The organism is Constrictibacter sp. MBR-5, from assembly GCF_040549485.1.
Lineage (GTDB): Bacteria > Pseudomonadota > Alphaproteobacteria > JAJUGE01 > JAJUGE01 > Constrictibacter.
The window spans coordinates 252,121-264,958 of record NZ_JBEPTK010000006.1 but is presented as its reverse complement, the minus strand read 5'-3'; the positions used below and the strand labels follow the sequence as shown (position 1 = coordinate 264,958).

6 protein-coding genes are annotated in these 12,838 nt (G+C 69.4%); 3 read left to right on the top strand and 3 right to left on the bottom strand.

Annotated elements, in window-relative coordinates; all coding sequences use genetic code 11:
- Positions 1-48 precede the first annotated feature (48 nt).
- Positions 49-1,287 carry an MFS transporter gene (locus tag ABIE65_RS15210; RefSeq protein WP_354078768.1) on the bottom strand — a complete coding sequence of 413 codons (1,239 nt, stop codon included), beginning with the start codon at positions 1,285-1,287 and terminating at the stop codon, positions 49-51.
- 316 nt (positions 1,288-1,603) lie between these two features.
- Here ABIE65_RS15210 and ABIE65_RS15205 point away from each other — a divergent pair, with 316 nt between their 5' ends.
- Both ABIE65_RS15205 and ABIE65_RS15200 read left to right on the top strand, forming a co-directional pair.
- Complete coding sequence (locus ABIE65_RS15205) at positions 1,604-2,860, top strand: multidrug effflux MFS transporter (protein ID WP_354078767.1); 1,257 nt, start codon at positions 1,604-1,606, stop codon at positions 2,858-2,860.
- 128 nt (positions 2,861-2,988) lie between these two features.
- Positions 2,989-4,002 carry an aspartate-semialdehyde dehydrogenase gene (locus ABIE65_RS15200; protein WP_354078766.1) on the top strand — a complete coding sequence of 338 codons (1,014 nt, stop codon included), beginning with the start codon at positions 2,989-2,991 and terminating at the stop codon, positions 4,000-4,002.
- Positions 4,003-4,020: 18 nt separating this feature from the next.
- Here ABIE65_RS15200 and ABIE65_RS15195 read toward each other — a convergent pair whose 3' ends face one another.
- Positions 4,021-5,745 (bottom strand): hydantoinase B/oxoprolinase family protein, encoded by a 1,725-nt coding sequence (locus ABIE65_RS15195; RefSeq protein ID WP_354078764.1) that lies wholly within the window; start codon positions 5,743-5,745, stop codon positions 4,021-4,023.
- Positions 5,742-7,820 carry a hydantoinase/oxoprolinase family protein gene (locus tag ABIE65_RS15190; protein ID WP_354078763.1) on the bottom strand — a complete coding sequence of 693 codons (2,079 nt, stop codon included), beginning with the start codon at positions 7,818-7,820 and terminating at the stop codon, positions 5,742-5,744. The genes ABIE65_RS15195 and ABIE65_RS15190 overlap by 4 nt, the downstream gene beginning before the upstream one ends.
- Before the next feature lie 393 nt (positions 7,821-8,213).
- Here ABIE65_RS15190 and gltB point away from each other — a divergent pair, with 393 nt between their 5' ends.
- Complete coding sequence (gene gltB, locus ABIE65_RS15185) at positions 8,214-12,830, top strand: glutamate synthase large subunit (RefSeq protein ID WP_354078762.1); 4,617 nt, start codon at positions 8,214-8,216, stop codon at positions 12,828-12,830.
- Positions 12,831-12,838: the final 8 nt, after the last annotated feature.

Here is a 12,838-nt window from a genome sequence, read left to right as displayed (position 1 = left end):
AAACCGACATCCATCAAATCGCCCGCTGCGTGAACGCAGACTGAGCGTTCACTGATCGCCCCACGGCTTGAACGGCCGGATCAGTTCGGGCCAGCGCCAGGCGATCAGGGTCATGGCGAGGAGGCCCTCCGCGCAGACGATCGACACGGCGGTGGGGGCGCCGAACCAGTCGGCGAGCAGGCCGACGTGGAGGATGCCGAGCGGGTTGCCGCCGCCGATGCAGACGGCCAGCACGCCCATCACGCGCGGGCGCAGGGCCGGGGGCGTCGAGGAGAGCACAATGGTGCTCTGCATCGCGCCGAAGCAGGCGAAGCCGAGGCCGGCCACGATCAGGATGCCGAAGGAGAAGGCGGCGGAGCCGGATTGCGAGAAGGCCAGCGCCGACGCGACGCACAGGCACGACCCCCAGAAGTAGAGCCGCAGATACTGCGCGCTGCGGACCTTCCAGGCGATCATGAGCGCGGCGAAGAAGGCGCCGGTGCCCTCCATCGCCATCAGGAGGCCGGTGGCGAACGGGCCGAGGCCGAGTTCCTGGCGGCCGATGACCGGCACCAGGCCCATATAGACGAGGCCCCAGAAGTTCATGGCGACGGTCATGCACAGCGTGCCCATGAGCACGCGGCTTCCGCGGATGAAGCGCAGGCCTTCGCGGATGTCGGCGAGGATGTTGCCGCTGCCGCCGACCGGCCGGATCGGCCGCTCGATCGACATGATCTGCCATGCGGCAAGCGCGAAGAGCACCGTCCCCAGGAAGTAGGCGCCCTCCATCCCGATCGCCGCCAGCAGCGTGCCGCCGATCGCCGGACCCAGCGCGCGGGTGGCATTCATCGTGGAGGAGTCGAGGCCCATGGCGCGTGCCACGGCGTGCGGGCCGGCGATCTCGCCCATCAGCGTGCGCCGCACGGGATGGTCCATCGACCAGAAGGTGCCGTTCAGGAAGACGCCCAGCGCCACGTGCCACATGGCGATGTTGCCGGTGGCCACCAGCGTCCCGAGCACGAGGGACAGCAGCGAGAGCAGGCCGAGCCCGACCCCCAGCAGGATGCGCCGGCTGACACGCTCGGCGACGATGCCGGTCAGGGTGCCGAACAGGAAACTGGGCAGCATCCGCAGGAAGAGGACGAAGGCGACCATGCCGGCGGAGCCGGTCAGCTGCAGGACGAACAGGCTGACGACCAGCACTTCCAGCCAGCGCATCGTCTGCGCCAGCGCGCCGGCGAGCCAGGCGCGGCGGAAATCGGGCTGCGAGAGCAGCCCCGGCGCGGCGACCGGATGTCCCTCCTGCACGTGCCCACCCTGATCGGGCCCGTCTCGCACGCCGACCTCGCTTGCCGTTCCCAGGCGTTTCCCGGCGGGCTCGGATGCCGCCTTCCGCCAAGGTTTAGCGCGATCGGAGCCGTCCCGCCACGTCCCCCCCGTAGTTCCGGACCCGTCGGCCCGCGGTTCCCGCACGTCGCGCAATGCTGCACTGCAATGAAAGCTGCCCCATGGCGTTGCGAACGGGGGTAGGCTTGCCGTCGAGCGGACCGCCGGGAGGCGCGCCGCCGATCATACCGGCTGTCCCCAGCGACGGCCGGACCCTCCGCAAGAAGCGAGGTTTCCGATGACGGCTGCAGGTACGTCTGCCAGCCCGCATCCCGGCATGGGGTTTCGCGAATTCGTCGCCTTTGTCGCCGCGCTGATGGCGATGAACGCCCTGTCGATCGATTCCATGCTGCCCGCCCTGCCGGACATCGGCGACGCGCTGGGGATCGTCGAGGACAACCGCCGGCAGTGGATCATCACCGCCTACCTGCTGGGGTTCGGCGGTGCGCAGATCGTCTACGGGACGCTGGCGGACCGTTTCGGACGCAAGCCCGTCCTGCTCGTCGGCGTGGGCGTCTATGCGGTCGCCAGCTTCGCCGCCGCCTACGCCTGGTCGTTCGACGTGATGATGGCGGCCCGCATCCTGCAGGGCGTCGGTGCCGCTGCGACGCGCGTCCTGGCCGTCTCCATCGTGCGAGACTGCTATGCCGGGCGGCAGATGGCGCGCGTCATGTCGCTGGCCTTCACCGTCTTCCTCGCGGTGCCGATCGTGGCGCCGTCCGTGGGGCAGGCGATCATGGTCTTCGGCGCCTGGCCGCGCATCTTTGAGGTGCTTGCGGCGATCGGCGTCGTCGTCGCCGTCTGGACGGTGCTGCGCCTACCGGAGACGCTGCATCCGGACGACCGCCTGCCGATCGCGCCCGCCCGCGTCACCGGCGCCTTTGTGACGGTCTTCACCAACCGCATCGCCATCGGCTACATGCTGGCGATGGCCCTGGCGATGGGCGGCCTGTTCGGCTTCATCAATTCGGCACAGCAGGTCTTCGTCGACGTCTTCGACGCCGAGGTCTGGTTCCCGGCCATCTTCGCGATGATCGCAGGCTTCATGGTGTTCGCCTCGCTCCTGAATGCCCGGATCGTCGGGCGCATCGGCACGCGGCGCGTCTCGCACACGGCGCTGTGCGGCTACATCGCGCTGGCGGTGATCCATGCCGTGGTGTCGCTGGCCGGGCTCGACACGCTGTGGAGCTTCGCGCTGCTGCAGGGCTGCATGATGTTCTGCTTCGGCCTCATGGGTCCGAATTTCGGCGCGATGGCGATGGAGCCGCTCGGCCACATCGCCGGCACGGCGGCCTCCGTCCAGGGGTTCATCACCACGGTGGGCGGCGCAATGATCGGCTTCTACATCGGCCAGCAGTTCGACGGGACGGTCGTACCGCTGACGCTGGGCTTCGCCGGGTGCGGCTGCGCGGCACTGGCCGTCGTCTTCGTCACCGAGCGCGGGCGACTGTTCCGGCCGACGGCGGCGGCCCTGCGGCCGGCGGCCGGAGAGTAGCGACGAAGAGCAGGGGCGGGCCGCCGGCACCCGCCGGCCGTCGCGCTTGAAATCGCCCGGCGTGCCGCGTAAGTGACCGCGCACGTCCGGGCCGCGATTCGGCCGGACGAATCAGCGAGGACCTATCTATGGGCTACAGGGTTGCAGTGGTCGGCGCCACCGGTGCGGTGGGCCGGCAGTTACTGGCCGGGCTCGCGGAATCAAGCGTGCCCGTCGACGAAGTGTTCGCTCTCGCCTCCGCCCGCTCGGCCGGCAAAAGCGTATCGTTCGGTGAGGACGACACCGTGAAAGTCCAGGACCTCGCGAAATTCGACTTCAGCAAAGCCGACATCGGGCTGTTCTCGCCGGGTGCCAGCGTCTCGGCCGAGTTCGCGCCGAAGGCGGGCGAGGCCGGCTGCATCGTCATCGACAACACCTCGAAGTTCCGCATGGACCCGGACGTGCCGCTGGTCGTGCCGGAGGTGAATCCCGACGCGATCGCCGGCTACACGGCGCGCAACATCATCTCCAACCCGAACTGCTCGACCATCCAGCTGGTCGTGGCGCTGAAGCCGCTGCACGACATCGTGCCCATCCGGCGCGTCGTCGTCTCGACCTACCAGTCGGTGTCCGGCGCCGGGCAGGAGGGCATGGACGAGCTCTTCAACCAGACCAAGGCCATCTACCAGGTCCAGGAGTACAAGCCGAAGAAGATGCCGCACCGAATCGCGTTCAACGTGATCCCGCAGATCGACGTCCTGATGCCGGACGGCTCCTATAAGGAGGAGTGGAAGATGGTCGAGGAAACCAAGAAGATCCTCGATCCGGCGATCCAGGTGATCGCGACCTGCGTCCGCGTGCCGGTCTTCGTCGGCCACTCCGAGGCGGTCTATGTCGAGTTCGAGGAGGAGATCACCGTCGAGGAAGCGCGCGACGCCCTCGACAACGCGCCGGGCGTGGTGGTCCTCGACCGGCCGGAAGACAACCTCTACGCGATGCCCGTCGACTGTGCCGGCGAGGACGCGGTCTATGTCAGCCGCATCCGGCGCGATCCGACGGTCCCGCACGGCATCGCCATGTGGGTCGTGTCGGACAACCTGCGCAAAGGGGCGGCGACCAACGCCGTGCAGATCGCCGAAGCGCTGGTCGAGACCTACCTCTGACTCCGATCTGACCGAGGTTCAGGAGCGCGCGGCGCGCAGGCGCCGCGTCTCCGCCTCGTCGGGCAGCATGTCCGCGCCGACCGCGACGCCATAGTCGCGGACCGCGGCTTCCGCCGTGACGTAGCCCTTGCGGACGTCTGCCGCGACGCGCTCGGGCTCGCGCGCGAAGGCGTCGCCGATGCCGCCGCCGCCGGGCATCTCGACGATCAGCCGCTCGCCCGTCGGCACCGTCTGCCGTCCCTTCGGCTTCAGCACCGTGCCGGACCCCAGGCTCAGCCGGCCGCTGGTGCCGGGCTTGCCGCCGGCGCGACCGCGTGCCGGATGGTTCACCCGTTCGAACGAGGCGAAGATCGCGAAGGGTGCGGCCTCGCGGCTGCCGATCACCATCGTCTGGCCCAGGCCGCCGCGCTGCCGGCCGGGTCCGCCGGAATCCTGCCGCAGTTCCTTTGCCCAGACGACGAGGGGCGTGATCGCCTCCGTCGCCTCGACGGGCACGTTGCGCACGCCGCTGGGATAGGGCGTGGCGGAGAGCCCGTCCTGCCGCGGGCGCGCGCCTGTGCCGCCGGAGTGGAAGCTGGTCACCTGGAAGGCGGTCGCCTGCGGGTTCCAGACCTCGTCGGCGAGGCCGTGACCGGCGCCCAGCTTCACGTTCCACAGGTTCGACGTGCCCTCCGCCGGCACCCGGCCCGGGATGGCCTGGTCGAGGCAGCCGAACACGACGTCCGGCAGCATGTGGCCGATGGTCGAGCGCGCGACCACGGCGCAGGGATGCGGCGGGTTCACGATGCTGCCGATGGGCGCCCTGACCTTGATCGGTTCGAGCGAGCCGGCGTTGTTCGGCAGGCCCGGCCCGACGATGCAGCGCACGCCGAAGGTCGTGTAGGCTTCGGTGTAGCAGAGCGGGCAGTTGATGCCGAAGGTCGACACGCCCGACGTGCCCTCGAAGTCGATGACGATCTCGCCCTCGGCGATGGTGAGGGCGGCGACGAGGTCGATCGGCGCCTCGTAGCCGTCGATGCGCATCGATGCGCGCCACGTGCCCTTGGGCAGCTTGTCGATCTCGGCCTGCATGCCGCGCCGGCTGGAGTCGATGATGAAGGCGCCGAGATCGTCGAGCGTCTCCAGGCCGTACTCGTCCATCATGCCGACGAGGCGGCGGCAGCCGATCTCGTTGCAGGCGATCAGGGCGTAGATGTCGCCCTCGACCTGGATCGGCTCGCGCACGTTGGCGCGCACCATCTCCATGAACCACGCGTTCATCCGGCCCTGCTCGACCAGCGGCATCAGGGGGATGAACAGGCCTTCCTGGTAGACCTGCCGCCCGTCGGGGGCGAGGCCGATGCCGCCGATGTCGACGAGGTGGCTGGTGCAGGCGAACAGCGCCACGAGTTCGCCGTTGCGGAAGGTCGGCGTGACGACCGTCAGGTCGTGCAGGTGGCCGGTGCCCTTCCACGGATCGTTGGTGATGTAGACGTCGCCTTCGCGCATGGTCGCGACCGGGAAGCGGTCGATGAAGTGCTTCACCGCCAGCGCCATCGAGTTGATGTGGCCGGGCGTGCCCGTCACCGCCTGGGCCAGCATCCGGCCCTCGACGTCGAAGACGCCCGCCGAGATGTCGCCCGCTTCGCGGGCCGACGTGCTGAACGCTGTGCGGACCAGGGTCTGGCCCTGCTCCTCGACGACGGCGAGCAGGCGGTTCCACATGACCTGCATGCGGATGCGGGCGAGGGGGTTCGCGGTCATGGCGCGCTCCTGCGGTTCAGCACCAGATGGCCGACCGCGTTGACGGTCGCGTCGAAATTGGCCGTGACCACGGTGGCGGTGTCGGGCTCGGCGATCACGGCGGGTCCGGCGACCGTTTCGCCCGGCGAAAGGTCGGGCCGCCAGTAGACCGGCACCTCGCGCCAGGTTCCGGCGTCGATGTCGTACAGCAGGCGCATCTCGCCCGTCATCGCCGCGGCGCCGCCGGCCGTCGCGTCGGCGCGCTCCGGCAGCGGCACTTCGGTCGCCAGTGCCAGGCTCCAGGACATGGCCTCGACCGTCAGGTTCGGGATAATGCGCCCGTAGAGCTGTCGATAGGCGTCTTCGAACGCGGCGCGCAGGGCCTCCCCGCCGTCGCCGCCGATGCGGGCCTCGGGCAGCGGCACGGCGATCTCGTGCCCCTGGCCGCGATAGCGCATGTAGGCGGTGCGCGTCTCGACCAGCGGCGCGTGCGGCGCGCCCATCCGCACCACGGATTCGGCCTCGGCGCGCATCCCGGCGAACAGGTCTGTCAGCATGTCCGAGTCGTAGCGACGCATGTCGACGTAGCGGCTGCGCACCACCTCGTAGGCGATCGGCGCGCGCAGGAAGCCCACCGCGGAGCCGACGCTGGCCGCCATCGGGACGACGGCCGTGCCGATGCCGAGCTTCTCGGCGAGGCGGGCGGCGTGCAGGGGAGCGGCGCCGCCGAAGGCAATCAGCCCGCGCTCCGGCAGGTCCTTGCCGGATTCGACGGCATGCACCCGCGCGGCGTTGCCCATGTTCTCGTCGACGATCTCGGCGATGCCGCCGGCCGCGAGTTCGGTCGGCAGGTCGAGCGGCCTGCCCACCATCGCGTCGACCGCTGCGGCGGCCTGTGCGGCGTCCAGCGGCACCCGGCCGCCGGCGAACTTCACCGGGTCGATGCGCCCCATCACCAAGTCGGCGTCGGTGACCGTCGGCCGCGTGCCGCCGCGGCCGTAGCAGGCCGGTCCCGGCTCGGAACCGGCGCTCTCGGGGCCGACCGTGATGCGGCCGAGCGTATCCACGGCGGCCAGCGACCCGCCGCCGGCGCCGATCTCCACCATCTCGATGACCGGGATGCGCAGCGGCAGGCCGCTGCCCTTCAGGAAGCGTTGCATGCGCGCCACCTCGAAGCTGCGCGACAGCTGCGGCTTGAAGTCGTCGATCAGGCAGATCTTCGCGGTGGTGCCGCCCATGTCGAACGACAGCACCTGGTTGAGCCCGCACTCGGCGGCGACGTTGCGCGCCAGGATGGCACCGCCGGCCGGCCCCGATTCGACGAGGCGGATGGGGAAGGCGCGCGCCGTCTCGATCGTCGTGACGCCGCCGCTCGACATGACCAGCAGCAGCGGACAGGCGACGCCGCCTGCGCGCAGCCGCGTCTCCAGCCGGCCGAGATAGCCCGACATCAGCGGCTGGACGTAGGCGTTGGCGAGCGCCGTCGAGAAGCGCTCATACTCGCGCATCTCCGGGCAGACGTCGGCCGAGCGGGTGATCGCGACGTCGGGCAGCGCCTCGGCCAGGATCGCCGCGGCACGGTCCTCGTGCGCCGGATTGACGTAGCTGTGCAGGAAGCCGACGGCGACGGCGGCGACGTTCGCCGCGCGCAGCGCCGGAACCAGCGCCGCGACCGCGGCCTCGTCGAGCGGCAGCAGCACCTCGCCGTCGGCGGCGATCCGCTCCGGCACGGCGAATCGCAGGTCGCGCGGCGCCAGCGGCTCCGGCCGCTCCATGTAGAGGTCGTACTGGTCGAAACGGTGCTCGTAGGCCATCTCGACCGCGTCGCGGAAACCTTCGGTCGTGACCAGCGCGGTCCGTGCGCCCTTGCGTTCGATCAGCGCATTGGTCGCCAGGGTCGTGCCGTGGATAACCAGGCCGACATCCGCGGCGGCCACGCCGGCCTCGGCCAGCACGCCCGCCACCCCCTCCATGACGCCGCGTTCCGGTGCGCCGTGCGTGGTCAGCACCTTTGCCGTGGTGCGGGATCCGCCATGCTCCAGCACGACGTCGGTGAAGGTACCGCCGATGTCGATGGCGATGCGCTTTTCGCTCATCCGCTGGTCAGCCTCGCTGGATAGGGAAGGGACGTATCGGGAAACTATGCGTGAGGCGCGTCCCGCGCGGAAGACGGCCGGTCCGCCGGTCCGCCGCGGGTGCCCGAAGGACATGTCCGATCATTCGCATGTTGGCAGGGCGGACCTCTGCCGTTAGGTTAGTCGGTCGCAGCAGCGCCCACCTCGATGGGCGTCGTTGTCCGGGACGGAACCGGGGATATCCGTCGGGCGTGACGCGAGGTGCGGAAAGTGCCGGCGTAACGTCCGTCATGCTGTCGAACTCCCCGGGGTTCGTCCCTTCAACCCGAGCGCAGCCCAAGAGGAGGGCCGCGCCCGGCGTCGGCGCGTCAAAAGCCGCCGCCGGCGCGCGCTCTCGCTTCGTGAGGACCGCCTGTGAGCCAGCTTCCGCCCGCCCAGGGCCTGTACGACCCGTTGAACGAGCACGATTCCTGTGGTGTCGGCTTCGTCGCCGACGTCAAAGGACGCAAAAGCCATGCCATCGTCCGGCAGGGGCTGCGCATTCTCGAAAATCTGGAGCATCGCGGCGCCGTCGGTGCCGATCCGCTGGCCGGTGACGGTGCGGGCATCCTGATCCAGACGCCGGACGCCTTCCTGCGTGCCGTGACTGCCGATCTGGGCATCACGCTGCCCGCCTTCGGCGACTATGCGGCCGGCATGGTCTTCCTGCCGAAGGACGCCGACCGGCGCCGCACGTTCGAGGAACTGCTCGAAGGTCTGGTCGCCGAGGAGGGGCAGGTCCTGCTCGGCTGGCGCGACGTGCCGGTGGATCCTTCCGGGCTGGGCGAGACGGTGAAGCCGACGGAGCCGGCGGTGCGCCAGATCTTCGTCGGCCGCGGCGAGGGGACGCCCGACCAGGACACCTTCGAGCGCAAGCTCTACATCATCCGCAAGCGTGCGGCGAACGGCGTCCGTGCCCGGCAGACGCCGGGGATCGAGGACTTCTACGTTCCGTCGCTGTCCTCGCGGACGATCGTCTACAAGGGCATGCTGCTCGCGGCCCAGGTCGGCGCCTATTACCTGGACCTCCAGGACGAGCGGATGGACAGCGCACTGGCGCTCGTCCACCAGCGTTTCTCGACCAACACCTTCCCGTCCTGGCGCCTCGCGCATCCGTTCCGCATGGTCTGCCACAACGGCGAGATCAACACGCTCCGCGGCAACGTGAACTGGATGGCGGCCCGCCGCCATTCGATGAAGTCGAAGCTGTTCGGCGACGATCTCGACAAGCTCTGGCCGCTGATCCCGGAGGGCCAGTCGGACACGGCCTCGTTCGACAACGCCCTCGAGCTGCTGGTGCAGGGCGGCTACAGCCTCGCCCACGCCATGATGCTGCTGATCCCCGAGGCGTGGGCCGGCAACAAGCTGATGGATGAGGAGCGGCGGTCGTTCTACGAGTATCACGCCGCCCTGATGGAGCCGTGGGACGGCCCGGCGGCGGTCGCCTTCACCGACGGCCGGCAGATCGGCGCGACGCTCGACCGCAACGGCCTGCGCCCGGCGCGCTGGCTGCTGACGGACGACGACCTCGTCGTCATGGCGTCCGAGATCGGCGTGCTCGACATCCCGCCCGAGAAGATCGTCAAGCAGTGGCGGCTTCAGCCGGGCAAGATGTTCCTCATCGACCTGGAAGAGAAGCGGATCGTCGACGACGCCGAGCTGAAGCAGCAACTCGCGCGCGCCCACCCCTACAAGGAGTGGCTGGGCAAGACGCAGTTCAAGCTGGAGGAACTGCCGGCGGCGAACGCCGGCGGTGATGCCGCCCGCGCCGCGACCAATCTCGCCCGCAGCGACGTGCCGCTCCTCGATCTGCAGCAGTCGTTCGGCTACACCCAGGAGGACATCAAGTTCTTCCTGCAGCCGATGGCCATCGCCGGCGACGACCCGGTCGGCTCGATGGGCGCCGACACGCCGATCTCGGTCCTCTCCGACCAGAGCAAGACGCTCTACAGCTACTTCAAACAGAACTTCGCCCAGGTCACCAACCCGCCGATCGACCCGATCCGCGAGGAGCTGGTGATGTCGCTGGTCTCGATGATCGGGCCACGGCCGAACCTGCTCGACCTCGAATCGGGCGGCTCGCACCTGCGGCTGGAGGTGAAGCAGCCGATCCTGACCAACGAGGAATTGGACAAGATCCGCACGGTGACCGACGTCGTCGGCGCGTTCCGCACGCGCACGCTCGACACCACCTGGGCGGCCGAGGAAGGCCCGGCCGGCATGGCGGCCGCCGTCGAGGCCCTGTGCCGCGACGCCCACCAGGCCGTGCTGGACGGCTTCAACATCCTGATCCTGTCGGACCGCGGCACCGGCCCCGACCGCATCGCCATCCCGGCACTGCTCTCGACTTCGGCGGTCCATCATCACCTGATCCGCGAGGGCGAGCGCACCGAGACGGGCATCGTCGTCGAGACGGGCGAGGCGCGCGAGGTGCACCATTTCTGCCTCCTCGCCGGCTATGGCGCCGAGGCGATCAACCCCTACCTCGCGTTCGAGACCATCAAGGCGTTGCGCGAGGATCTGCCGGACGCCGTCAGCGACGAAAAGGCGGCGAAGAACTTCGTCAAGGCGATCAACAAGGGCCTGCTGAAGGTCATGTCCAAGATGGGCATCTCGACCTATCAGTCCTATTGCGGCGCCCAGATCTTCGACGCCGTCGGCCTCTCCACGCCGTTCGTGTCGCGCTACTTCACCGGCACGGCGACCATGGTCGAGGGCGTCGGGATCGAGGAGATCGCCCGCGAGACGGTGGAGCGCCATCGCCTCGCCTATGGCGACGCGCCGGTCTACCGCAACATGCTCCCCGTCGGCGGCGAGTACGCCTATCGCCTGCGCGGCGAGGCGCACAACTGGAACCCGGACAGCATCGCCAAGCTGCAGCACGCGGTTCGCGCCAACCTGCCGGACACGTGGCGCGAATACGCCCAGCTGATGAACGACCAGTCGAAGCGGCTGATGACGCTGCGCGGGCTGCTCGACCTGAAGCCCGCCGACGGCCCGGTGCCGCTCGACGAGGTCGAGCCGGCGGCCGAGATCGTGAAGCGCTTCTCCACGGGCGCCATGTCCTTCGGATCGATCAGCCGGGAGGCGCACACCACGCTGGCCGTGGCGATGAACCGCATCGGCGGCCGGTCGAACACGGGCGAGGGCGGCGAGGAGCCGGACCGCTACGTGCCGATGCCGAACGGCGATTCGATGCGCTCGCGCATCAAGCAGGTGGCGTCGGGCCGCTTCGGCGTCACGACCGAGTACCTGGTCAGTGCCGACGACATCCAGATCAAGATGGCGCAGGGCGCCAAGCCGGGCGAGGGCGGACAGCTGCCGGGCCACAAGGTCGACAAGGCGATCGCCAAGGTCCGCCACTCGACCCCCGGCGTCGGCCTGATCTCGCCGCCGCCGCATCACGACATCTACTCGATCGAGGACTTGGCGCAGCTCATCCATGACTTAAAGAACGTCAACCCAAGGGCGCGAATCAGTGTCAAACTCGTCTCCGAGGTCGGCGTCGGCACGGTCGCTGCGGGCGTGTCCAAGGCGAAGTCCGACCATGTGACGATCTCGGGCTTTGAGGGCGGCACGGGCGCGTCGCCGCTGACGTCGCTCACCCATGCGGGCAGCCCGTGGGAGATCGGCCTGGCCGAGACGCATCAGACTCTCGTCATGAACAACCTGCGCGGCCGCATCGCCGTGCAGGTCGACGGTGGCCTGCGGACGGGCCGCGACGTGGTCATCGGCGCGCTGCTCGGGGCCGACGAGTTCGGCTTCGCGACGGCGCCGCTGATCGCGATGGGCTGCATCATGATGCGCAAGTGCCACCTGAACACCTGCCCGGTCGGCATCGCGACGCAGGATCCCGTGCTGCGGGCGAAGTTCGCCGGCAAGCCCGAGCATGCGATCAACTACTTCTTCTTCATCGCGGAGGAGATGCGCGAAATCATGGCGGCGATGGGCTTCCGCACCGTCGACGAGATGATCGGCCGGACGGACCGGCTGGACATGCGCCGTGCCGTCGACCACTGGAAGGCGCACGGCCTCGACCTGGCGAAGCTGCTCTACCGGCCGAAGGTCGGGCCGGAGATCCGCACCTTCAATTCGGAGACGCAGGATCACGGGCTCGTGCACGCCCTCGACCATACGCTGATCGAGAAGGCGCGGCCGGCGCTCGACAACCGGACGCCCGTCGTGATCGAGACCGAGGTGCGGAACGTCAACCGGACGGTCGGCGCCATGCTGTCGGGCGAGGTGGCGAAGACGTACGGCCATGCCGGCCTGCCGGAGGACACGATCGTCATCCGTGCCCACGGCGTCGGCGGCCAGAGCTTCGGCGCCTGGCTCGCGACCGGCGTGACGCTGGAACTGTCGGGCATCGCCAACGACTATGTCGGCAAGGGCATGTCCGGCGGCCGGATCGTCGTCTATCCGCCGGCGAACGCGCCGCTGAAGCCGACCGAGAACATCATCGTCGGCAACACGGTGCTCTACGGCGCGATCCAGGGCGAGGCCTACTTCAACGGCGTGGCGGGCGAGCGTTTCGCGGTGCGCAATTCGGGCGCGTCCGCCGTGGTCGAAGGCTGCGGCGATCACGGCTGCGAGTACATGACCGGCGGCATCGTCGTCGTGCTCGGCCAGACCGGCGTCAACTTCGCGGCCGGCATGAGCGGCGGTATCGCCTATGTCTGGGACCCCGACGGCCGTTTCGAGGAGCGCTGCAACCTCGACCAGGTCGAACTGGAGCCGATCGCCCATGAGGCGACGGAGCCGGCCCCGGCCGCGGGCGGCGTCGACCTCTCCGACATGACCCGGCACGATGCCGTGCGGCTGCGCGGCCTGATCGAGCGGCACATGCACTACACGAACAGTGCGCGCGCCCGCGAGATCCTGGCCGACTGGCCGGCCAACGTCGGAAAGTTCGTCAAGGTCATGCCCGTCGATTATCGGCGCGCGCTGCGCGAGCTCGCAGAAGAGCGCGCGGCCGCCGTCGCCGCGGAATAGGAGCCAGC